This window comes from Pseudomonas sp. PA-1-6B (assembly GCF_021609545.1).
Classification (GTDB): domain Bacteria; phylum Pseudomonadota; class Gammaproteobacteria; order Pseudomonadales; family Pseudomonadaceae; genus Aquipseudomonas; species Aquipseudomonas fluorescens_BV.
This window is the reverse complement of the sequence record NZ_WJZM01000008.1, coordinates 53,261-75,921: the sequence shown is the minus strand read 5'-3', so window position 1 is coordinate 75,921 and position 22,661 is coordinate 53,261. Positions and strand designations below refer to the sequence as shown.

Sequence of the window (22,661 nt, the reverse complement as noted above, 5' to 3'; positions counted from 1 at the left end):
GGTTCGCTACGTGATCGAGTTTCAAAACGTCCATAAAACCTACCGCGTCGCCGGTAAGGATATCCCCGCCCTGCACCCCACCAGCCTGCGCGTCGAGAACGGCCAGGTGTTTGGCCTGATTGGCCACTCGGGTGCCGGTAAAAGCACCCTGTTGCGCCTGATCAACCGCCTGGAAGAGCCCAGTGGCGGCCAGATCAAGGTGGATGGCGAAGAAGTCACTGCGCTGGACGCCAACGGCCTGCGGCGCTTTCGCCAGCAGGTCGGGATGATCTTCCAGCACTTCAACTTGCTGGCGTCCAAAACCGTGGCCGACAACGTCGCGCTGCCGCTGACCCTGGCCGGTGAACTGTCGCGCAAGGAAATCGACCAGCGTGTGGCTGAGCTGCTCGCCCGCGTCGGCTTGTCGGACCACGCCAAGAAGTACCCGGCGCAGTTGTCCGGCGGCCAGAAACAGCGCGTCGGCATAGCCCGAGCCCTGGCGACCAAGCCAAAAATCCTGCTGTGCGACGAAGCCACTAGCGCCCTCGACCCGCAAACCACGGCATCGGTCCTGCAACTGCTGGCCGAGATCAACCGCGAGTTGAACCTGACCATCGTGTTGATCACCCATGAAATGGACGTGATCCGCCGCGTATGCGACCAGGTCGCCGTGATGGACGCCGGGGTGATCGTCGAGCAAGGCTCGGTGGCCGACGTGTTCCTGCACCCCAAGCACCCGACCACCAAACGCTTCGTACAAGAAGCCGAACAGGTGGACGAAGGCGAGCAGCGCGACGACTTTGCCCATGTGCCAGGCCGTATCGTGCGCCTGACGTTCCAAGGGGACGCGACCTACGCGCCACTGCTGGGTACCGTCGCACGGGAAACCGGGGTGGACTACAGCATCCTTGCCGGTCGTATCGACCGCATCAAAGACATCCCTTACGGGCAACTGACCCTCGCCGTCACCGGCGGTGACATGGAAGCTGCGTTTGCACGCTTCACCGCCGCCGACGTTCACATGGAGGTCCTGCGCTGATGGACGTGTTCCTGAGTTTCTTCGCCAATATCGACTGGTCTGAAATCTGGCTCGCCACCGGCGACACCATGACCATGCTGTTCGGCTCGCTGTTCTTCACCGTGCTACTGGGGCTGCCCCTGGGCGTGCTGTTGTTCCTGACCAGCCCGCGCCAGCTGTTCGAACAAAAAGGCCTGTATGCACTGTTGTCGTTGATCGTGAATATCTTGCGCTCGCTGCCGTTCATCATCCTGTTGATCGTGATGATTCCGTTCACGGTACTGATCACCGGCACGTCGCTGGGTGTTGCCGGTGCGATCCCACCACTGGTCGTCGGCGCTACGCCATTCTTTGCGCGCCTGGTGGAAACTGCCCTGCGCGAAGTGGACCGTGGCATCATCGAAGCCACCCAGGCCATGGGCGCCACCACCCGCCAGATCATCACCAATGCCCTATTGCCCGAGGCCCGCCCTGGCATCTTCGCGGCGATTACGGTGACGGCGATTACACTGGTTTCCTACACCGCGATGGCTGGTGTGGTCGGTGCTGGCGGCCTGGGCGACCTGGCAATCCGTTTTGGCTACCAGCGCTTCCAGACCGATGTGATGGTGGTCACTGTGGTGATGCTGTTGATTCTGGTGCAAATTCTGCAAACCGTCGGCGACCGGCTGGTGGTGCACTTTTCTCGTAAATAACGGCCATTGCCGGCACATAGCCGGCAGATGCCCGAACAAGGAGCTTGCTGGATGAAAAAACTACTGGTTGCTTTCGCCGCCGTGGCTGCGTTTTCCGCCCACGCCGAGACCATTACGGTCGCTGCTTCGCCGGTGCCTCACGCCGAAATCCTCGAATTCGTGAAGCCTGCCCTGGCCAAAGAAGGCGTGGATCTGAAGGTCAAAGTCTTCACCGACTACGTGCAGCCGAACGTACAGGTGGCTGAAAAGCGCCTGGATGCCAACTTCTTCCAGCACCAGCCGTACCTGGATGAATTCAACAAGGCCAAAGGCACTCATCTGGTGAGCGTCGGCGCTGTGCACCTGGAACCTCTGGGCGCTTACTCCAGCAAGTACAAAAAACTGGCCGACCTGCCTGACGGCGCCAACGTGGTGATCCCGAACGACGCCACCAACGGCGGCCGTGCGCTGTTGCTGCTGGCCAAGAACGGCCTGATCACCCTGAAGGACCCGACCAACATCCTGTCGACCATCAAGGACATCACCGGCAACGATAAAAACCTGAAATTCCGCGAACTGGAAGCCGCCACCCTGCCGCGCGTGCTGACCCAGGTCGACCTGGCGCTGATCAACACCAACTACGCCCTGGAAGCCAAGCTTGACCCATCCAAGGATGCCCTGGTGATCGAAGGCAGCGATTCGCCTTACGTGAACATCCTGGTAACCCGCGAAGACAACAAGGATGCGGACGCGGTGAAGAAGCTGGTTGCAGCCCTGCACACGCCTGAAGTGAAGAAATTCATCGAAGAGAAGTACAAAGGCGCGATCAAGCCGGCGTTCTGATTTCGACCTGATAGACCGATCTCCTGCTTAATGGAGATCAATAAATGTGGGAGCGGGCTTGCTCGCGAATGCGGTAGTTCAGTCAATATTTTCGGCGACTGACACCCAACTTTCGCGAGCAAGCCAGCTCCCACATTTGTCTCGCCTTGACTCTATTTGCGCTGTAGCAAACCCGGCAACTGCGCCACCAGTTTCTTGTTGTTCAACGGCGCGCGAATAAACCCACGCTGAGTACCATCCGGGCCGATCAGTGCCAGGTTACCGCTGTGGTCGACGGTGTAGTTCGGCTTGCTGGTATCCGCCGGAATGAAGGGAATGCTCACCGCATTCGAGACCTTCTGCACATCCTCCACGTTCGCGCCAGTCAGGCCTTGGAATTGTGGGTCGAAGTAACCCAGGTACTGCTTGAGCTGCGCCGGGGTATCGCGGTGCGGATCGACGCTGACCAGGATCACCTGCAACTTGTCCACAGCCTCTTTGGGCAGCTCACCCTTGATCTGGCGAAGCTGGGCGAGGGTGGTCGGGCAGATATCCGGGCAGAAGGTGTAACCGAAAAACAGCAGGCTCCACTTGCCCTTCAACTCATTGACCACCACCGGCTGGCCTTCCTGGTCGGTCATGGTCACCGCTGGCAACTGGCGGCTTTGCGGCAGCAGAATGATGCCGGCGTCGATCAGCACAGTAGGATCGCCCTGGCCTTTGCCCGAGAGCACTTTGTTGACGGTCAGGCCCATGATCAACGCCACCAGGGCCACAAGGATGAAGACGGTTTTTTGAGTTCGAGTCATAGGTTCAACAATAAGTAGTGGTCTACGAGCAGGGCGATAAACAGCAGCAGCAAGTACCAGATAGAGTACTTGAACGTGTTGATCGCCGCGTGCGGCTGGCTGCCACGGTACAACACCCAGGCCCATTGCAGAAAGCGCGCACCCAATACCAGCGCACAGCCCAGGTAGAGCAGCCCGCTCATGTGGATAACGTAGGGCATCAGGCTCACCGCCAGCAGGGCGAAGGTGTACAGCAGGATATGCACCTTGGTGTAGTGCTCGCCATGGGTGACCGGCAGCATCGGGATGTCGGCCTTGGCGTATTCCTCTTTGCGGTGAATGGCCAGGGCCCAGAAGTGTGGCGGGGTCCAGGCGAAGATGATCAGCACCAGCAGCAAGGGTTCGGCACTCACATGCCCAGTGACAGCCACCCAGCCCAGCAGCGGCGGCGCCGCACCGGCCAGACCGCCGATGACGATATTCTGCGGCGTCGCTCGCTTGAGAAAGCCGGTATAGATCACTGCATAACCCAGCAGCGAAGCCAAGGTCAGCCAGGCCGCCAGCGGGTTGGTGAACGCCAGCAGCAGGGCCAATCCTGCAATAGCCAGGAACAACGCAAACGCTAACGCCGCCATCGGCGAGACACGCCCCTCAGCCATCGGCCGCTTGTGAGTGCGCGCCATCACGGCATCAATCCGTCGATCGACCACATGGTTCACCGCCGCCGCGCCGCCGGCACACAGGGCAATGCCGAGGTTGCCGAACACCAGCACTGTCCAGGGCACCCCGGCGCGGGTGGCAAGGAACATGCCCACCAGCGAAGTAATCAGCATCAGTACCACTACTTTGGGCTTGGTCAGCTCTAAATAGTCACGCCAGATGGCCCGGTCGCGACGTGCGCTGATCACGGTCGCCATGGCAGCTCTCCTTTAAGGGTGATGAGGCCCGACACCTGTTTGCGCGGGATAAAACGCCAGCCGAACAGGCGCGGGTGACGCACCCGAACCAGGCTGGTGCGCGCGTGATAATTGACCAGCACCAGCGTCATCAACAACGCTGCCCCGCCGGCGTTGTGTGCGACCGCCACTGGCAGCGGCAGGCCGAACGCCACGTTGCTCACCCCCAGGCAGATCTGCGCAGCCAGGGCGATCAACAGCAGGCCGGCCAGGCGCGTCATCCCCACTGCTCGCAGTTGCCAGGCCAAACCGAGCAGCACCAGCGTGACCAGCACGGCGCCGATGCGATGCGTCAGGTGGATGGCAGTGCGCGCTTCGCTGTCGAGCTGGCCCCCCAGGTAATTGGGGCCGATGTGCTGGGTCAGGTGAAAACCATTGGCGAAGTCTGCCGTCGGCCACCATTGGCCATGGCAGGTGGGCAAATCGACACAGGCCACCGCCGCGTAGTTGGAGCTGACCCAGCCGCCCAGGGCGATCTGCCCGATCACCAGCACCAGCCCCGCCGTCGCCCAATATTGCAGGCGCTTGGGCACGACCAGCGCCGGTAGTACGCCGGACAGCCGCAGGGTCAGCAGAAACAGCAGGCTCAAGGTCGCAAAGCCGCCCAAAAGATGCCCTGTGACCACTTGCGGCCAGAGCTTCAAGGTCACGGTCCACATGCCAAACGCCGCTTGGGCGAACACCACCGCCAGCAGGAACAGCGGTAGCTTCACGGGCTGGCCCGGATCACGTCGATGACGCCACGAACGCGCCGCCAGCAGCGCGATCAACAGGCCCAGGCTGCCCGCGAAGTAGCGATGGGTCATCTCGGCCCAGCCTTTGTCGGCCTCCACCGGCGTGTCGGGAAAGTGCAACTCGGCATGGGCCAGTTGGGCTTCGCTTTGCGGCACGCTGATAAAGCCATAGCAGCCCGGCCAGTCCGGGCAGCCGAGGCCGGCGTGAGTCAGGCGGGTATAGGCGCCGAGCAGCACGACAAACAACGCCAGTAACGTGGCAAACAGCGCGAGGCGAAATCCAGGCTTGGCCATGAGAGTGCCCTTATCCGATGTTCGACAGTTTCAGCAGCAAGCGCAGGTCGTTGAGCAAGTCCTTGCCCTTGACCTTGGCGTCGTAGCGCAGCACCAGATTGCCGTGGGGGTCGACGATCCACAGTTGTGCCTCACCGGGCGCGGCAGCGTTCCTGGTAAAGGTCGACACATCCAGCGGGTAGCGCTGCAGCTGTGGATATTCGGCCTTGAGCTTGGCCTCGTATTCGCTGCTCAACGGTTGCGCGCCGGCCAGGGCATGGCTGGCACGGGATGCATCCCGGCCAAGGCTGATCTGCAACTGGCGCGCCAGGTACACCAGTTGCTGGCAATCAGCGGCACAGGCGGTGGGGGCGGTGACCAGCAGTTGCCAGCGCTGTTCATCGGCCTGCACGCCGATGTCGGCACGGGTCTGGCCGTTGCCGATCAGTTCGCCGTGATAGCTGCGGCTGTCCGGCACCCAGAACTGCAATTTGTACATGAAGGTGGCCAGCGCCATCGGGCCGATCACCATCATCAAGATCAAAATCAGCTGCCAGCGCCCCTTGCGCCGATCAGGCGTGTCAGGTGTGCTGGGTGGATTCATGGCCGCTCCCATGGGGCTTCTCCTTTTTGTTATGCCATCCGAGGTAGAGGTAAAGCGCCAGCAACGCCATGGCCATGGCGAACCATTGCACAGCGTAGGCCAGGTGTTTTTCCGGGCCCATGGCGACGACGGGCCAGGTGGTTTCGTAGGTGCCGGGGCCCGCTTCGGCACGCAATTCATAAGCAAAACCACTGCGCCCCAGTTCGCCCCACAGGGCGGCAGGGTGCAGCGCGGTAAGCAGGCGCGGCCATTGCGTGCTGGCCGGGTCGGCATGCAGTTGGAAGGTCTCGCCGGGGGCGACGTACACCCAGGCGTCGAGGTTCAGCGTCTGTTCAGGGGTAGTAAAGGCGGGCGCGATACGCCGGTCTGGCCAGGGCAGCCAGCCGCGATTGAGCAACAGCCACAGGCCGCTGGCCTGATCATGAAAGGGTTGCAGCAACTCGACACCGGCCTTGCCGTCACGCATGCGGTTATCCAGCAATACGCTGTGTTCACCATCCAGTTGCCCGCGAAGGTGAACACGACGGAAGGCTGGATCAGCCATGTCATTGAGTTGCGCACTGCTGACCGGCTCGGCGGCGCGGCGCTCGGCATAACGGTCTACCAACAGTTGCTTTTCGTGCCCGCGGGACAATTGCCAAAACCCCAGGCCCACCATCAATGGCAGCAACACCAGTACCACCAGCGTCGGCGCGATGCCCGGACGAAAGCGTTGCATGGCACTGGCTATACTCGATCTCATCGCCCCTCCCCAATTAGCCCGGAGCCAGACCATGCTCAAAGCCGCCATTGCCCTGATGCTGATCGCGACCGTCGTGAGCCTGTTCAGTGGCTTGTTCTTCCTGGTCAAGGACGAGGGCAACTCCAACCGCCTCGTCACCGCCTTGACCGTGCGTGTCACGCTGGCCGTGATCACCGTGGGCTTGATCGCCTGGGGTTTTTTCAGCGGCCAATTGGTCTCTCATGCGCCGTGGTAACCGGCGTCACAGCACATAGACAAAGAAAAACAGCCCGATCCACACCACGTCCACAAAGTGCCAATACCAACTGGCCGCCTCGAAACCGAACTGGTGCTCGGCATTGAAATGCCCGCGCAGGATGCGCATCAGCATCACAAACAGAATGATGGTGCCGATGGTCACGTGGGCGCCGTGAAAGCCCGTGAGCATGAAGAACGTCGCGCCGTACACGCCCGAACCCAGGGTGAGGCCCAACTCTTTGTAGGCGTGGATGTATTCCTCGGCCTGGAACCCAAGAAACGCCAGGCCCAGCAGCACGGTGATCGCCAACCAGAGTTTCAGCGCACCACGATGGCCTTTGCGCAGGGCATGGTGGGCAATGGTGATGGTCACGCTGGAACTCACCAGCAGGATGGTGTTGACCAATGGCAGGCCCCAGGGGCTGATGGTGCCTTTGGGCGCTGGGTAGAGCTTGGGGTCGGGGTTGTTCAGCAGGGGCCAGGCAAACTCGAAGTTCGGCCACAGCATATGGGCAATGCCCTTGGGCCCTTCGCCCGCCAACCAAGGCCCAGCCCAGACGCGCACGTAGAACAGCGCACCAAAAAAGGCGATGAAGAACATCACCTCCGAAAAGATGAACCAGGTCATGCCCCAGCGGAACGAGCGGTCCATCTGGGCGCTGTACAGCCCGGCGCGACTTTCCTTGATCACCGCGCCAAACCAGCCAAACAGCATGTAGGCCAGCAACAAACCGCCGACGAAAAAGACCCACGGCCCGTGGGATTCGGGGCGCGCGGCCTTCAAGTCGTTGAACCACACGGCCAGGCCATACACGGTGACCAGCAGGCCAATCGTGGCAATTATTGGCCATTTGCTTTGCGCTGGTACGTAGTACGTATCATGAGTCGACATGTATTCGCTCTCCTGATTGAGGGGGCAAACAGTAGCTAGCCCCCGGTCCTGACGGCCATGGGCGGCTGGCGCGCAGTGATATCGAACAGCGTGTACGCCAGGGTCAAATGCTTCACATCCTTGGGCATCGCGCGGTCGACGATGAAACGTACGGGCATCTCAATGCGCTCACCGGGCTGCAACACTTGCTGGGTGAAGCAAAAGCATTCGGTCTTGTGGAAGTACATCGCCGCTTCGGCCGGGGAAATACTGGGTATCGCCTGGGCGGTCATCGGCTTATCAGTGGGGTTGTAGGCCACGAACAGCATCTCGTTGACTGCTCCGGGGTTGACCACAATCTCATCGGCCTTGGAGTGAAATTCCCAGACCATGTCGATGGCGTTGGTGGACAGAAACTGCACCCGCACTTGGCGAGAGGGGTCAACCATTTGCTCACCCTCGTACTGCCCGGCGGTCTTGCCGTTGATGCCGAACGCCTTGCACATCACGTCGTAGATCGGCACTAGGGCGAAGCCGAAGGCGAACATTGCCAGCACCAGGATCAGCAGGCGGGTGACCAGGCGCTTGAGCGGTACGGAGTCAGCCATAGCGCCCACCTGGCTTTGGACTTTCTGTGGGAGCTGGCTTGCCTGCGATGAGGATCTCAACGCCGGTAGATTCAGCGCCTGACATACCGCCATCGCGGGCAAGCCCGCTCCCACAGGGGGAGTATAGGGAGGGCTTCATTTGACCTCCGGCGGCGTGGTGAAGGTGTGATACGGCGCCGGCGAGGGCACGCTCCATTCCAGGCCTTCGGCGCCATCCCACGGTTTGGCCGGCGCAGGCGGGCCGCCACGGATGCACTTGATGACAATGAACAGAAAGAAGATCTGCGTGGCGCCGAACATGAAGGCACCAATGGACGAGACCATATTGAAGTCAGCGAACTGCAGGTTGTAGTCCGGCACCCGGCGCGGCATACCGGCCAGCCCCACAAAGTGCATGGGGAAGAACGCCATGTTCATACCCACGAAAGACAACCAGAAGTGCAACTTGCCCAAGGTTTCGTCGTACATGTGGCCGGTCCATTTCGGCAGCCAGTAGTAAGCCGAAGCGAAGATCCCGAAGATCGCGCCGGGCACCAGTACGTAATGGAAATGCGCCACCACAAAGTAGGTGTCGTGGTACTGGAAGTCCGCCGGGGCAATCGCCAGCATCAGCCCGGAGAAGCCGCCGATGGTGAACAGGATCACAAAGGCCACCGCAAACAACATCGGCGTCTCGAACGTCAGTGAGCCTTGCCACATGGTGCTGACCCAGTTGAACACCTTCACCCCGGTGGGCACGGCGATCAGCAGGGTGGCGTACATGAAGAACAGCTCACCCACCAGCGGAATGCCCACCACAAACATGTGGTGCGCCCACACGATGAACGACAGGAACGCGATGCTCGCGGTGGCGTAGACCATCGAGGTGTAACCGAACAGCGGCTTGCGCGAGAAGGTCGGGATGATCGAGCTGACCGCGCCAAAGGCCGGCAGGATCATGATGTACACCTCGGGATGCCCGAAGAACCAGAACACATGCTGGAACAGCACGGGATCGCCACCACCGGCCGCACTGAAGAAGCTGGTGCCGAAGTGGATATCCATCAGCATCATGGTCACGCAGCCCGCCAGTACCGGCATCACCGCGATCAGCAGGAATGCGGTGATCAGCCAGGTCCATACGAACAGCGGCATTTTCATCAGGGTCATGCCCGGCGCACGCAGGTTGAGGATGGTGGCGACCACGTTGATCGCGCCCATGATCGAACTGATGCCCATCAGGTGGATGGCAAAGATAAAGAACGTCACGCTTTCCGGCGCATAGGTGGTGGAGAGCGGGGCGTAGAAGGTCCAGCCGAAATTCGGCCCGCCGCCGGGCGTGAACAAGGTGGACACCAGCAGCAGGAACGCCGCCGGCAGCAGCCAGAAGCTGAAATTGTTCATGCGCGGCAGGGCCATGTCCGGCGCGCCGATCATCAGCGGGATCATCCAGTTGGCCAACCCGACAAAGGCAGGCATCACTGCGCCGAATACCATGATCAACCCGTGCATGGTGGTCATCTGGTTGAAGAACGCCGGCTGCACGATCTGCAGGCCCGGCTGAAACAACTCGGCGCGGATCACCATGGCGAACGAGCCGCCGAGCAGGAACATGGTGAAGGCGAACCACAGGTACATGGTGCCGATGTCTTTGTGGTTGGTGGTCAGCACCCAGCGCATCAGGCCCTTGGCGGGGCCGTGGGCGTGGTCGGCATGACCATGGTCGATCACAGTGCTCATGGCCGTTCTCCTGCAAGCGAGTGAGCGGGACGATTCAGGGCATTGGCAATGAAAGTCGTCATTTGCTTTCCGCCTGTTTCAGAGCCAGCACGTCTTTGGGCGTGACCATGTCGCCTTTGTTATTGCCCCAGGCGTTACGCTCATAGGTCACCACAGCGGCGATATCCACTTCCGAGAGCTGCTTGCCGAAAGCTGCCATCGCGGTGCCGGGCTTGCCGTGATACACGATGCTCAGATGGTCTTTGGCCGGCCCCGTGGCGATTTTCGAACCCTTGAGCGCCGGGAACATCGGTGGCAAGCCTTGGCCCTCAGCCTGGTGACAGGCCACGCAAGTGGTGTGATAGACCTTGTCGCCACGGGCCACCAGTTCGTCCAGCGTCCACTCCTTGGAGGTCAACTCCTTGAGCTTGGCGGCCTCCTCCTTGCGCTCGCCCAGCCAGGTGTCGTAGTCGGCCTTGGACTTGACCTCCACCACGATGGGCATGAAGCCATGGTCCTTGCCACACAGTTCAGCGCACTGACCACGGTAGATGCCGGGCTTCTCGACGCGGGTCCAGGCCTCGTTGACGAAGCCAGGGATAGCATCGCGCTTGACCGCAAAGGCCGGCACCCACCAGGAGTGGATCACATCGGCGGCGGTAACGAGAAAGCGCACCTTGGCGCCCACCGGCAATACCAGCGGCTGGTCGACTTCCAACAGGTAGTGCTCGCCCTTGGTGGCCTGGTTATGGATCTGCTCGGCGGGTGTGGCCAGGTTGCTGAAGAACTCCACATCCTGGCCCAGGTATTTGTAGTGCCACTTCCACTGATAGCCGGTGACCTGGATATCGATATCCGACTCACTGCTGTCGTAGATGTTGATCAGGGTCTTGGTGGCCGGAATGGCCATGGCCACCAGGATCAGCAAGGGCACCACGGTCCAGAGGATTTCCACGGTGGTACTTTCGTGGAACTTCGCCGCTACCTGGCCCGTGGACCGGCGGTGCAGGATCATCGACCAGAACATCGCGCCAAACACGACGATGCCGATTACCACACAGATCCAGAAAATGGTCATGTGCAGGTCAAACACAGCGTGGCTGACTTCAGTAGCCCCTGGCGCCATATTCGTAGTCCAGGCGGCGTGCGCCTGGCCGAATACCGACCACAACAGGAGGCCCATCCAAACGTGTGGATGTCGCGTCATTGCGGGTTCCCCTTTATGTTTCTTGTTATCCCGCCGGTTTGCACCTGCGGCGAAGGGAGCGGCTTCCATACTGCTTACAACCGCCAAGCCTTGCCTGCGTCATGCAGTTGGGCGTCATCAGCTAATTGCGTACAAAATCGAGTATAGACAGCCGTAGCAACCCCGCAATGTGTGGGGGCAAATGAATAGAAACAGACAGACGGAGCCCGTAAAATGGGCGGCGGAATCGTTTATCCGACGAACGATGGCATTTCGATATAACCCCTGCCTATAACCATGAAATAATTATGACAAATGCGTCTTAGGCGCTCGTATAAACGAACTACCTTATCTTCTCCCTTTTCCTACGCCTGCTTCACTGGAGCCTTCATGAACACCGCCGCATTGCGCGAGCAGATTTCCCGTGCCCATCAACACGAAGCCAGCACCGGCCAGCTTGCCATTCAGCTGGAACAACAATTGCCGCACCTGCACTCGGCCATTTCCCTGGCTGACGAGGATCGCAATATCGTCATGACGCGCTTTGTGACCGCCTACATCGACCTGGTTCCTGACTTGCTCGACGCCGCCAATGACGTGGCCCGTGAGGCCGGGATTGAAAGCCAGATCAAACCGGTACTGAAAATCGCTGAACATTTTTTCCTGCAGCCGCCAGCGATTCTGGCCGGCCACGACGGCCTTGATGGCCTGCTGGATGAGGCCTACCTGGCGCATCGCCTGGTCGAAGAAGTGAACGATCTGTATATCAAGCATTTTGGCCAGCCGCTGATTCCAGCGGATACCACCGTGGCCAACGTGATCGCCCACCAACTGATCGGTGAAGACTTCGCCAACCAATTGGATGAAGCCGTGCACCTGGCGGTGGATGAGATGCTTAACGAGGAAAGCTTTGCGCTGGAGTCGGTCGAGGCCTATCGCGAACAGCTCAAGAGCCCGCAGACCGAAGCGTCCTGGAAGCGCTGGCCGTGCCTGTCGCGCCAGCTTGGGGTTGAGCTGTCGCTGGATCAACCTGCGTAAATCGTCCGGCTTACAAAGATCAACTGTGGGAGCCGGGCTTGCCCGCGATTGGCGGAGTATCAGCCAACAGTTTAGTTGACTGAATCACCGCCAATCGCGGGCAAGCCCGGCTCCCACAGTTTTTTGAGGGGGTCAGGCAGGCGCTGAGCCGATCCCCACTGTCGTTCTCACCCGACCTTCCAGCCGACGCTTCAAACCGCGAGCCTCGATCACCAACGTCGAGCCCTTGGCCGCATTGGCCCGGCCCCATTCTTCCAGCAACTCCAGGCAAGAGTGGTCAATGTAACTCAAGTTGCTCAACGGCACATGCAGGGTGGTCCCCGCAGGTACCGCCGACAACACCTGAGTCAACGCCGGCACCTTCAGAAAGGTCGCCGCCCCCGTCAAACGCAGCTCCATCTCACCTTCCTGAGGCAGGTCGATAAGGCTGACTTTCAGGCGCGACGCCTTGAAAGCCAGCTTCACCAATGTAAGCCCAAACCCTACCAGCACACCGGTCAGCAAATCGGTGAAGATGATTGCCAGCGCGGTGGCCGCATAGGTGAACATCGGCATCCGCCCATAGCGGCCCAGCGCCTTGAACGCCTTGACGTCTACCAGCTTGATGCCGGTGTACACCAGCACACCCGCCAGGCTCGCGACCGGAATGCTCTGCAGCACGCTCGACAGCAAGAGCACGAAACCCAGCAGCCACAGGCCATGGAACATCGCCGACAGACGCGTGGTTGCCCCGGCCTGGACGTTAGCCGAGCTGCGCACGATCACGCCGGTCATGGGCAATGCTCCCACCAGGCCGCAGAGCATGTTGCCCACCCCTTGGGCCGACAATTCCTTGTCGAAATCGGAACGTTGACCACTGTGCATGCGGTCCACCGCCGCGGCAGACAGCAGGGTTTCGGCACTGGCAATAAACGCCACGGCGAATGCCGCGATCAGCAACTGTGGATCTGCCAGGTTCAGCAAGTCGCTGGGGCGCAGCCAGTCGATAGCGTCCGCCAGGTTTTCCGGGACTTCCACGCGCTTGACCTGCAACGCCAGCACCAGGCTGGCAACAGTCGCCAGGCCCACGCCAAGCAACGCGCCAGGCACAAACCGCAGTTGTTGCGGGCGGAATTTGTCCCACAGGTACATCACCAACATCGTCGACAAACCGAGTACGCCAGCCTGCCAGCCGAGCCCGCCGCCGAAGGTAGGAATTGCTGCAGCCAGCGCTGCCGGGAAGCCGGCCAGGTTATCCAGCCCTGAAGGCTTGGGCGCGCCGTCGAGCATCACATGAACCTGCGACAGCACGATCAACACGCCAATCCCGGCCAACATGCCGTAGACCACCGCCGGCGCGGTGACGCGAAACCAGCAGCCCAGGCGCAAACGCCCGGCCACCAATTGCAGGAAGCCGGCCAATAACAGGATCGGCCCCAGCATCAGCATGCCGTGCTGGCGCACCAGCTCGAACACCAGCACCGCCAGACCCGCCGCCGGGCCGCTGACCTGCAGCGGCGAGCCGGCCAACCAGCCCACCACCAGGCCGCCGATGATGCCAGTGATCAGGCCCTTGGCCGGCGGCATGCCGGACGCGATTGCAATACCCATGCACAGTGGCAAGGCGACCAGAAAAACAACCACCGAGGCGAGCAGCTCCCGTGGCAATACAGCTTTCAATTGAGCAGCACGCATGATGACTCTCCCGAGGCATTCGCCGGGCGCGGTAAAGCCTGGCTGCATCCATGGCAGCCACCGCATTACCCGGCAGGGAAGTGTTTTAGAAGCGCGCTTTAGGCGTCGCTGAAGGGATCGGCTCGGTGCCGTTCAGCGGTCGGAACGCCGCTTTGTCCGCATCGTAGGCCCGAATTTCGCTGGTCTCGATGTTGTAGATCCAACCATGGATAAACAAATGACCATTGGCCATGCGCGAAGCCACGGAAGGGTGGGTACGCAAATGTTGCAGTTGGGCGATGACGTTTTCTTCGGTCAGCACCGCCATGCTCTCGCCTTCGTTGGCGCAGTCGCAGTTGTCATGGACCATGGTCTTGGCGACCTCGGCGTGACGCAACCAGGCCTTGACCGTTGGCATCTTTTCCAGACTGTCGGGGTTGAGCACGGCACGCATGGCGCCGCAGTCCGAATGCCCGCACACGATGATGTGCTGTACGCCAAGGGCGAGCACAGCGTATTCGATAGCCGTGGAAACACCGCCGTTCATCTGGCCGTAGGGCGGCACCACGTTACCGACGTTACGGGTCACGAACAGGTCGCCTGGGGAGCTCTGGGTGATCAGCTCGGGCACGATGCGCGAGTCGGCGCAGGTGATGAACATCGCCCGTGGGCTCTGGGCGGTGGCGAGTTTCTTGAAGAGTTCTTCCTGCTGGGGGAAGACGTCGTGATGGAAATGCAAAAAGCCGTCAACGATATGCTGCAGCGCTGCATCGGCGGATTCCGCCACCTGAGGGGCTGAAGCCGACGCAGCCAACGGCTGTTTATCCTTGTCACTCATGATTCATCCTCTTGATCAATGCAGGGGAGGGTTCAGGTCAGTTCGACGCCATGGCGGTGAAATAGTTGTAAAACAAGCACCGGCCAGGCCGCCGACTCATCAGTCACTCGCTGAACAAGGTAACCGTCGAAACTTAACTCAAACTGAATGAACCGCTCTAGAACGCGGGTTTCAGTGATGTCAAAACGCGACTATTCCTACAGCAAAGGTGCACATCTCTCCCTCAGTCTACAACAAAGCCATCTGCCTGCCCGGTGGGCAAAACGCCGTGCAATCAAGGTTGAACCCTTCCCGCCGATTCAGCCCCAGACGCTTGATCGCCTTGCTGAAACGCTGCGCCAGCAAATCGGCAAACGGCCCTTCACCGCGCATACGCACGCCAAACCGGCTGTCATACACCTCACCCCCGCGTACTTGACGCACCAGGCTCATCACATGGGCGGCTCGCTGGGGGTAATGGGCCGCCAGCCACTCCTCGAACAACGGCGCCACCTCCAACGGCAGGCGCAGCATCATATACGCCGCGCTTTGTGCGCCGGCCGCGTGAGCTTCGGTAAGCAGGCTCTCCAGCTCGCTGTCGTTGATCATCGGGATCATTGGCGAACAAAGCACGCCCACCGGGATACCTGCGTCGCGCATTACCCGAATCGCCCGCAGCCGTGCCTTGGGGGCCGCCGTGCGCGGTTCCAGGATGCGCTTGAGCTCGTCGTCCAGGCTGGTGAGGCTGATCATCACCGCCACCAGCCGCTGGCGGGCCAACTCGGTCAGCAGGTCGAGGTCGCGCAGGATCAGCGAGCCCTTGGTGATGATCGTCACTGGGTGGCGGTAGCGCAGCAGTACTTCAAGGGTTTGCCGGGTGATCCGGTATTCGCGCTCGATTGGCTGGTACGGATCGGTATTGGAGCCCAGGTTGATCGGCGCACACACGTAGCCCGGCTTCGACAGCTGCTGTTCCAGCACATCGGCCGCATTGCTCTTGGCAATCAATCTGGTTTCAAAGTCCAGCCCGGGCGACATGTCCCAATAGGCATGGCTGGGCCGCGCATAGCAGTAGATGCAACCATGTTCACAACCACGATACGGGTTGATGGACCGATCAAACGGCAAGTCCGGCGAGTTGTTGCGCGTGATGATGGTCTTGGCCGTTTCGATACGCACTTCGGTGCCTTGGGTCGGCGGCACTTCCTGGTACCAACCGTCGTCCTCGGCCACGCTGACGGTGGGTGCAAAGCGATTATGCAGATTGGTGGCCGTACCCCGGCCACGGGGCGGCAGCGCAGTAGACATGAAAACGCCTCGATACTGTTTTTATATACAGTATCGAGGCGCGAGGTTTCTGACCAGTGCCGTTGGGCGGCCAGCGAACTTATCAGTGCTTTTGCGTCACCTGCCCCAGGTCATCGCCCGAGGTGGTGTGCAGATCGTTTTTGCGCAGGTCCGCCACATCGCTCGCCTTGACCGGCGCGCCCTGGTTGCCCCAGCTGCCACGGATAAAACTGACCACATCCGCCACTTCCTGGTCCGACAGACGCCAGGCGAACGCCGGCATGGTGAAGGTTGACGGCGCCGCATGGGTGGCCGGCAAGGTGCCGCCGTTCAACACAATGTTGATCAACGACGTGGCATCTGCCGTCTGCAACACCGGGTTGCCCGCCAGCGCCGGGAATACCCGCGTATAGCCATGGCCGTCGGTACGGTGGCAGGCCGCGCAGTTGTCGATATACACCGAGGCGCCCGGCTTGCTGTCATCACCTTTCCAGAGCGCTTCGGCTACCTGCTTGTCGTACTGGTGCGGCTGGTCCTTGGGATCGACCGCCGGCAGGCTCTTGAGGTATCGCGCGATAGCGGTCAGGTCATCTTCCGACATGTACTGCATGCTATGGACGACCACATCGCTCATACCGCCGAACACCGCACTGCGGTCACTGCGGCCGGTCTTGAGAAACTGCACCAACTGCTCCTCGCTCCAGCTGCCGAGGCCGTCCTTGTGGTCGCCGCGCAGGCTTTTCGCAATCCAGCCTTCCAACGGCGCACTGCCAGAGAGGAAAGCGCTGCCGTCCGTGGCACTCAGGGCTTTTTCCTGCATGGTCAGGGCACGCGGCGTATGGCAGGCGCCGCAATGTCCGAGACCTTCCACCAGGTAGGCACCGCGATCAATCACCGGGTCGGCAGCGGCTTGCGGCTGATGCGCCTCGACTGCCGGGGCAAACATCCAGCGCCAGGCCGCCAACGGCCAACGCATGCTCAGGGGCCAGGGAATATCGCTGTCCTTGTTTTCCTGGGCAACCGGTTCGACCCCCTTCATGAAGTACGCATACAGCGCTTGCATATCGCTGTCGCTGACACGTGCGTAAGACGGGTAGGGCATCGCCGGGTAAAGCGTACTACCGTTCTTGGCGACGCCATGGCGCACGGCCTTGTCGAAATCCTCGAAGCTGTAGTCGCCCAGACCGGTCTTGTCCGGGGTGATGTTGGTGGAGTAGATCACGCCAATGGGCGTTTCCATCGGCAGGCCGCCAGCGAAGGGCTTTCCACCCTTGGCGGTATGGCAGGCGACACAGTCGCCGGCGCGCGCCAGGTATTCACCCTGCTTGATCAGATCGGTTTCGGCGGCGCTGATCGAGCAGCTGCTGAACAGCGCCAGGGAGGCGATAACGAATGCTTTCATGGTCATCGCTCCTTATGCCTGAACCAGTGGGCCGGGGTTTTTGAGGTACTGCTCGCGAATCGCTCGTGCCGACCAATAGGTCAACGCTGCCACCAGGCCGGTCGGGTTGTAGCCCAAGCCTTGTGGGAAAGCGGAAGCACCGGGGACAAAGACGTTGTGCACATCCCAGCTCTGCAAGTAACGGTTCAACGCACTGGTTTTCGGGTCGGTGCCCATGATCGCGCCGCCGTTGAGGTGGGTGGTCTGGTAGGAGGCGGTATTGAAATGCTCACCCACCTTTTTACCCAGCACGGCGATGGCCTTGGGGTTCATGGCCTGGGCCACTTTGCCCATTTTTTCCATCATGAAGCGGTTCATCTTGATGTCGTTTTCTTGCCAGTCGAAGGTCATGCGCAGCAGTGGCAGGCCGTAGGCATCGCGGTAAACCGGGTCCAGATCCAGGTAGTTGCTCCGGTAGGATTGATGGGCACCGTGAGAATCCATTGAGACCTGATGGGTGTAGTAATCGGCGGTGGCGCGCTTCCAGGCGCTGCCCCAGGCTGGCGTACCCGGCGGGTTGGACGTACCGGCAATCGGCCGGCTGCCCGCCTGGTTGACCCACATCGGCGAACCACCCACGAAGCCGTGGGGGCCATGGTCAAAGTTGTCGGCGTTGAAGTCGTCGATGGCCACGCCATTGCCGCCCGCGCCGATAAAGTTGTTGGTGTGGGTGTCCTTGTCGAAGAACGCCTTGATGGTGCCCATGTTCTGGTAGGCGAAGTTGCGGCCTACCACACCCTCGTTGGTAATCGGGTCGTAGGGTTTGCCGATGCCGGACAGCAGCATCAGGCGCACGTTATGGAACTGGAAGGCGCCAAGAATCACCAGGTCAGCCGGTTGTTCACACTCGCGGCCCTGGGCGTCGATGTAGGTCACGCCGGTGGCTTTCTTCTTGGTGCTGTCGAGGTTGACCTTGAGCACGTGGGAATTGGGCCGCAGCTCGAAGTTGGGCACCTGCCGCAAGGCCGGCAGGATATTCACGTTCGGCGAAGCCTTGGAGTACATGTAGCACACGTAGCCACTGCAAAACCCGCAGAAGTTGCACGGGCCCATCTGCGCACCGTAGGGGTTGGTATACGGCCCCGACGTATTGGCCGAAGGCAGGTTGTAAGGTTTGTAACCTACGTCGGTCGCCGCTTTCTGAAACAGCTGGGCGGAGACAGTATTTTTCTGCGCCTCCAGCGGGAACGGGTTGGAGCGATCCGGCGCGTAGGGGTTACCGCCACGGCCTTCACCGACCAGTTGGCCCTTGACCGTCCAGGCTTGACCGGAGGTGCCAAAGACTTTTTCCGCATAGTCGAAAAACGGCTCCAGCTCTTCATAGCTGACGCCGAAGTCCTGGATGGTCATGTCCTTGGGAATGAAGTTCTTCCCGTAGCGCTCTTCGTAATGGCTGCGCATGCGCAGTTCGATGGGATCAACGCGAAAATGCACGCCCGACCAGTGCAGCCCCGCACCACCAACGCCATTACCCGGCAAGAACGCGCCCAACTGACGATTGGGCAGGGCGACGTCATTCACGCTGTGGCGAATGGTCACCGTTTCTTTGGAGATGTCCTGGAACAGCTTCTTACGCACGCTGTAGGTCAATTCATCGATGACCTGGGGATAGTTGCCGTCTGGGTAAGTGTCCTGCATCGGGCCGCGCTCCAGCGCTACCACGTTGAGGCCCGCTTCTGTCAGCTCTTTGGCCATGATCGCGCCCGTCCAGCCGAAGCCCACAATCACTGCATCCACTTTCTTCATGATGGTCGCCACGTTTACGCCCTCTCGCCGCGAATGGAAACAGCCGGGAAGGGGTATTGCTCGTTGCGTTCCACCCAATCCATGAAATCGGCGCGGGCGCCGGGAAAGCCGATCATGGTCCAGCCGACCATGCCTTTATTACCGCCGTGGATAGGGTCGCAGAAGAAACCTTCCTTGGTATTTTGCAGCAAAAGGTTAAAGAACATCTTGGGCGGCACGGCGTCGAAGTGCGCCGCCACTTCGCTGCCGCCCGCCTCAAGACGTCGCAGCATATCGTCTCGGGTAGCGCTGTCTTGCGCAGCAAAAGCCTTACCGTTGAACGCTTTCGACCACGCATCCGTAGCAGCAATGCCGAGGCGATAGATCTCCTTGGGTACCAATTTACTTTGCCAGCCCATCTCCGGCGCCGCATCGGCGTTGAACGGGCCTTGCATGAACCACAGGGCGCCACTGGCGTAAGGGGTGCTCATCTGGCGGTCGATGTATTCCGGCGCGCCAGCCTCCAAGGCACCGGGGCCCTGGGCGTCAGCGGGAATCAAGCGCTCGACGGCGGCGTTGATAAACGCCCATTCCTCGGCCGTGAAATAGCTTGGCTCGTAGGCTTTGTCGCTGACCGCGGGTTTGGCCGGCTCGGCCTGGGCCGGTTCCGGCGTGGCCATTAACATCGAACCGCCGAGGCCGGTGCTGGCAACCGTGACCACCGGGATCAAGGTCAAGGATTTGCGTAAAAAGTCACGCCGGGGGTTGTCTTGATCTTGATCAGACATGGGTACACCTCATCATGTGGTCACGGGTTTGGCAGCCGCTTCTGGAGAGTGGCTTGTCTTTTTGAGCTGGCGCATTGGATCCAACCGATGCAAAGGATAGCTTGCAGCGGCAATCAACAGTTACAAATGATAGCAGGCTAATCATTCCCAGAAACAATTCTGCTGGGATATGAGACAAAACGCGGCCAAAAAAAGTGGGAGCGGGCTTGCTCCCGAAGGCGGTGGTCAGGCAATCACTCCATGACTGACATACCGCCTTCGCGAGCAAGCCCGCTCCCACATTTTTAGATTGCTTACGAGCGCTAGACTTTCTTGAGCTTGGGGTTCGGGAAGAACTGCACCGCTTGCACCTTAGGATCGGCCGGCGCTTTCAACGCGGAAGTATTGACCCTAGTGCCCAATTCCTTGGGCACCGACAGGCCTTGATCATTCAGCGTATCGGTATACCCGCAGGCCACGCATTCGCGGTGCGGCACGCTGTCTTCGGTCCACATCTTCAACTTGTCCGGCTCGCTGCACGCCGGGCAGACCGCCCCGGCGATAAATTGCTTTTTGGTAATCACAGGCCCTTCACTCATGCTGCCGCGTCCTCACTCAAACCGCTGTGGCGCAAGAGTGCGTCAATCGACGGCGCGCGTCCGCGGAAATCGACGAACAGCACCATCGGCGCCTGGGAGCCGCCACGGGCCAGGATGGCTTCACGGAAGGCACGCCCGGTCTGGGCGTTGAGCACGCCGTCTTCCTCAAACTTGGAGAACGCGTCCGCCGACAACACTTCCGCCCATTTGTAGCTGTAGTAACCCGCCGCATAACCGCCGGCGAAGATGTGAGCGAAGCTGTTGGGGAAGCGGTTGTAGGCCGGTGGGCGCATGACCGAGACTTCATCGCGCACGCCTTCAAGTACCTGGGCCACGCTGCGACCATCGCCATGGGTGGCGTGTAGTTCAAAGTCGAACAGCGAGAACTCCAACTGACGCACCATCATCAGGCCGGACTGGAAATTTTTCGCCGCGAGCATTTTCTCCAGCAGGTCCTGGGGCAGTGGCTCGCCGGTTTCGTAGTGGCCGGAGATCAGCGCCAGGCCTTCAGGCTCCCAGCACCAGTTCTCCATGAATTGGCTCGGCAGTTCCACCGCGTCCCACGCCACACCGTTGATACCGGATACGCCGGCGTGCTCCACGCGGGTGAGCAGGTGATGCAGGCCGTGGCCGAATTCGTGGAACAGGGTGGTGACTTCATCGTGGGTCAGCAGGGCAGGCTTGCCACTGTCGGCCGGGGTGAAGTTGCACACCAGGTTGGCAACGGGGCTTTGCAGCACGCCATCAAGGGTACGGCGGCGGTCACGGGCACCGTCCATCCAGGCACCGCCACGCTTGTTGGCGCGGGCATACAGGTCGAAGAAGAAGCGTCCGACGTGCTCGCCGTTCTCCTTGATCTCGAACAAGCGCACATCCGGGTGCCAGGTGTCGAAGCCTTTAAGCTCAGCGATCTCGATGCCGTACAGGCGCTGCACAATGGCAAACAGGCCGCCCAGCACTTTGTCGATGGGGAAGTAGGCGCGCAGCGCTTCCTGGGACACGCTGTAGCGCTGCTCACGCAGTTTTTCGCCGTAGAAACCGCTGTCCCAGCTCTGCAGATCGGCGCAGCCTTGCTCGGCGGCGTAGGCCTTGAGTTGCTGCAGGTCCTGGGCGGCGAACGGCTTGCTGCGCTTGGCCAGGTCGCGCAGGAAGCTCAGCACCTGGTCGCTGGATTCGGCCATCTTGGTGGCCAGGCTCAGCTCGGAGAACGATGCATAACCCAACAATTGGGCCAGTTCCTGACGCAGGTCGAGGATCTGTTCCATCACCGGGCCGTTATCGTTCTGACCGGCATTCGGGCCTTGGTCCGATGCACGGGTGCAGTAGGCGGCGTACACCTCTTCACGCAGGGCGCGGTCCTGGGCGTAGGTCATGACGGCGTAGTAGCTAGGGAATTCCAGGGTGATCAGCCAGCCGTCGAGGCCCTTGGCCTGGGCGGCGGCAGCCATTTGCGCCTTGGCCGAGTCGGTCAGGCCGGCAAGGGTGGCTTCATCGGTGACGTGCTTGGTCCAGGCCTGGGTGGCGTCCAGCAGCTGGTTGGAGAACTTGCTGCCCAGCTCGGACAGCTTGCTCTGCACTTCGGCGTAGCGTTTTTGCTGCTCCGGCGGCAAGTCGATACCCGACAGGCGGAAGTCACGCAGGGAGTGTTCCAGAATGGTTTTTTGCGCCACATCGAAACCGGCAGCTTCCGGGCTGTTGGCCAGGGCTTCGAAGGCCTGGAACAGCTCACGGTTCTGGCCCATTTCGGTGGAGTAGGCGCTCAATGCCGGCAGGCACGCCTCGTAGGCTTCGCGCAGTTCGGCGCTGTTGCACACGGCATTGAGGTGGCTGACCGGGCTCCAGGCTGCGCCAAGGCGATCATTGAGTTCATCCATGGCCAGGACCAGGCCTGCCCACGTCGGATTTTTACCCTGGCTTTGCAGGATCTCTGCGATTGCCACGCGGTTGTCGGCGAGGATCTGTTCGATGGCCGGCTGCACGTGCTCGGCACGGATCGCCGAGAACGGCGGCAGGTCGTAGGACTGCAAAAGCGGGTTGTTCGCGCTCACGGTGGGCACCTTGGCTGAAGAAACATGTAGAACAAAGATGGGGCCATCTTAATTACAATCAACACCCACCGCAGCTATCAGCAGAAGAGAGAGAGG

At 60.7% G+C, this 22,661-nt stretch carries 22 protein-coding genes; 5 read left to right on the top strand and 17 right to left on the bottom strand.

Annotated elements, in window-relative coordinates:
• The first annotated feature begins 10 nt into the window (after positions 1-10).
• From GIV35_RS06675 to GIV35_RS06665, 3 genes are read left to right on the top strand one after another with little or no spacing between them, the layout of a single operon-like run.
• Complete coding sequence (locus GIV35_RS06675; RefSeq protein ID WP_034129230.1) at positions 11-1,018, top strand: methionine ABC transporter ATP-binding protein; 1,008 nt, start codon at positions 11-13, stop codon at positions 1,016-1,018.
• Complete coding sequence (locus GIV35_RS06670; protein WP_003187354.1) at positions 1,018-1,692, top strand: methionine ABC transporter permease; 675 nt, start codon at positions 1,018-1,020, stop codon at positions 1,690-1,692. Before GIV35_RS06675 ends, GIV35_RS06670 begins: the two co-directional genes overlap by 1 nt.
• A gap of 51 nt (positions 1,693-1,743) precedes the next feature.
• Positions 1,744-2,514: a MetQ/NlpA family ABC transporter substrate-binding protein gene (locus tag GIV35_RS06665; RefSeq protein WP_003187353.1), complete on the top strand. Its 771-nt coding sequence runs from the start codon at positions 1,744-1,746 to the stop codon at positions 2,512-2,514.
• 152 nt (positions 2,515-2,666) lie between these two features.
• On the opposite strand, the gene GIV35_RS06660 is transcribed toward GIV35_RS06665, so the two are convergent.
• From GIV35_RS06660 to GIV35_RS06640, 5 genes are read right to left on the bottom strand one after another with little or no spacing between them, the layout of a single operon-like run.
• Positions 2,667-3,302 carry an SCO family protein gene (locus tag GIV35_RS06660; RefSeq protein ID WP_213153194.1) on the bottom strand — a complete coding sequence of 212 codons (636 nt, stop codon included), beginning with the start codon at positions 3,300-3,302 and terminating at the stop codon, positions 2,667-2,669.
• On the bottom strand, positions 3,299-4,198 hold the full coding sequence (gene cyoE / locus GIV35_RS06655; RefSeq protein WP_223022966.1) for a heme o synthase: 900 nt from the start codon (positions 4,196-4,198) through the stop codon (positions 3,299-3,301). Before cyoE ends, GIV35_RS06660 begins: the two co-directional genes overlap by 4 nt.
• Positions 4,186-5,265 (bottom strand): COX15/CtaA family protein, encoded by a 1,080-nt coding sequence (locus tag GIV35_RS06650; RefSeq protein ID WP_202690880.1) that lies wholly within the window; start codon positions 5,263-5,265, stop codon positions 4,186-4,188. Before GIV35_RS06650 ends, cyoE begins: the two co-directional genes overlap by 13 nt.
• 10 nt (positions 5,266-5,275) lie before the next feature.
• Positions 5,276-5,860: a hypothetical protein gene (locus tag GIV35_RS06645; protein WP_202690879.1), complete on the bottom strand. Its 585-nt coding sequence runs from the start codon at positions 5,858-5,860 to the stop codon at positions 5,276-5,278.
• Positions 5,826-6,590 carry an SURF1 family protein gene (locus GIV35_RS06640; protein ID WP_105225291.1) on the bottom strand — a complete coding sequence of 255 codons (765 nt, stop codon included), beginning with the start codon at positions 6,588-6,590 and terminating at the stop codon, positions 5,826-5,828. The genes GIV35_RS06645 and GIV35_RS06640 overlap by 35 nt, the downstream gene beginning before the upstream one ends.
• Before the next feature lie 31 nt (positions 6,591-6,621).
• Here GIV35_RS06640 and GIV35_RS06635 point away from each other — a divergent pair, with 31 nt between their 5' ends.
• Positions 6,622-6,825 (top strand): twin transmembrane helix small protein, encoded by a 204-nt coding sequence (locus GIV35_RS06635; protein WP_003187345.1) that lies wholly within the window; start codon positions 6,622-6,624, stop codon positions 6,823-6,825.
• Positions 6,826-6,831: 6 nt separating this feature from the next.
• On the opposite strand, the gene GIV35_RS06630 is transcribed toward GIV35_RS06635, so the two are convergent.
• The 4 genes from GIV35_RS06630 to coxB form a co-directional block, all read right to left on the bottom strand.
• Positions 6,832-7,719 carry a cytochrome c oxidase subunit 3 gene (locus tag GIV35_RS06630; RefSeq protein ID WP_105225290.1) on the bottom strand — a complete coding sequence of 296 codons (888 nt, stop codon included), beginning with the start codon at positions 7,717-7,719 and terminating at the stop codon, positions 6,832-6,834.
• 35 nt (positions 7,720-7,754) lie between these two features.
• A complete protein-coding gene (locus tag GIV35_RS06625; RefSeq protein ID WP_236264113.1) occupies positions 7,755-8,306 on the bottom strand; it encodes a cytochrome c oxidase assembly protein in 552 nt (183 codons plus the stop codon).
• A 135-nt stretch (positions 8,307-8,441) separates the two neighbouring features.
• Positions 8,442-10,025 (bottom strand): cytochrome c oxidase subunit I, encoded by a 1,584-nt coding sequence (ctaD, locus tag GIV35_RS06620; protein WP_003187339.1) that lies wholly within the window; start codon positions 10,023-10,025, stop codon positions 8,442-8,444.
• A 58-nt stretch (positions 10,026-10,083) separates the two neighbouring features.
• Positions 10,084-11,211, bottom strand: coding sequence for a cytochrome c oxidase subunit II (gene coxB / locus GIV35_RS06615; RefSeq protein WP_032894328.1), 1,128 nt, complete (start codon positions 11,209-11,211; stop codon positions 10,084-10,086).
• A 369-nt stretch (positions 11,212-11,580) separates the two neighbouring features.
• Here coxB and GIV35_RS06610 point away from each other — a divergent pair, with 369 nt between their 5' ends.
• Positions 11,581-12,228 carry a hypothetical protein gene (locus tag GIV35_RS06610; protein WP_105225289.1) on the top strand — a complete coding sequence of 216 codons (648 nt, stop codon included), beginning with the start codon at positions 11,581-11,583 and terminating at the stop codon, positions 12,226-12,228.
• A gap of 132 nt (positions 12,229-12,360) precedes the next feature.
• Here GIV35_RS06610 and GIV35_RS06605 read toward each other — a convergent pair whose 3' ends face one another.
• The 8 genes from GIV35_RS06605 to prlC all read right to left on the bottom strand — a co-directional run bounded on the left by GIV35_RS06605 (position 12,361) and on the right by prlC (position 22,565).
• Positions 12,361-13,902, bottom strand: coding sequence for a SulP family inorganic anion transporter (locus GIV35_RS06605; RefSeq protein ID WP_105225288.1), 1,542 nt, complete (start codon positions 13,900-13,902; stop codon positions 12,361-12,363).
• Between the two features lie 85 nt (positions 13,903-13,987).
• Complete coding sequence (locus tag GIV35_RS06600) at positions 13,988-14,719, bottom strand: carbonic anhydrase (protein ID WP_003187331.1); 732 nt, start codon at positions 14,717-14,719, stop codon at positions 13,988-13,990.
• A gap of 228 nt (positions 14,720-14,947) precedes the next feature.
• Positions 14,948-16,006: a PA0069 family radical SAM protein gene (locus GIV35_RS06595; RefSeq protein WP_105225287.1), complete on the bottom strand. Its 1,059-nt coding sequence runs from the start codon at positions 16,004-16,006 to the stop codon at positions 14,948-14,950.
• An 82-nt stretch (positions 16,007-16,088) separates the two neighbouring features.
• Complete coding sequence (locus GIV35_RS06590) at positions 16,089-17,387, bottom strand: cytochrome c (protein WP_105225286.1); 1,299 nt, start codon at positions 17,385-17,387, stop codon at positions 16,089-16,091.
• Between the two features lie 12 nt (positions 17,388-17,399).
• Complete coding sequence (locus GIV35_RS06585) at positions 17,400-19,184, bottom strand: GMC family oxidoreductase (protein WP_032894333.1); 1,785 nt, start codon at positions 19,182-19,184, stop codon at positions 17,400-17,402.
• A gap of 2 nt (positions 19,185-19,186) precedes the next feature.
• Positions 19,187-19,939 carry a gluconate 2-dehydrogenase subunit 3 family protein gene (locus tag GIV35_RS06580; protein WP_213153191.1) on the bottom strand — a complete coding sequence of 251 codons (753 nt, stop codon included), beginning with the start codon at positions 19,937-19,939 and terminating at the stop codon, positions 19,187-19,189.
• Positions 19,940-20,241: 302 nt separating this feature from the next.
• A complete protein-coding gene (locus GIV35_RS06575; RefSeq protein ID WP_105225283.1) occupies positions 20,242-20,517 on the bottom strand; it encodes a YheV family putative zinc ribbon protein in 276 nt (91 codons plus the stop codon).
• Positions 20,514-22,565: an oligopeptidase A gene (gene prlC / locus GIV35_RS06570; protein WP_054897247.1), complete on the bottom strand. Its 2,052-nt coding sequence runs from the start codon at positions 22,563-22,565 to the stop codon at positions 20,514-20,516. The genes GIV35_RS06575 and prlC overlap by 4 nt, the downstream gene beginning before the upstream one ends.
• Between the last annotated feature and the right edge of the window lie 96 nt (positions 22,566-22,661).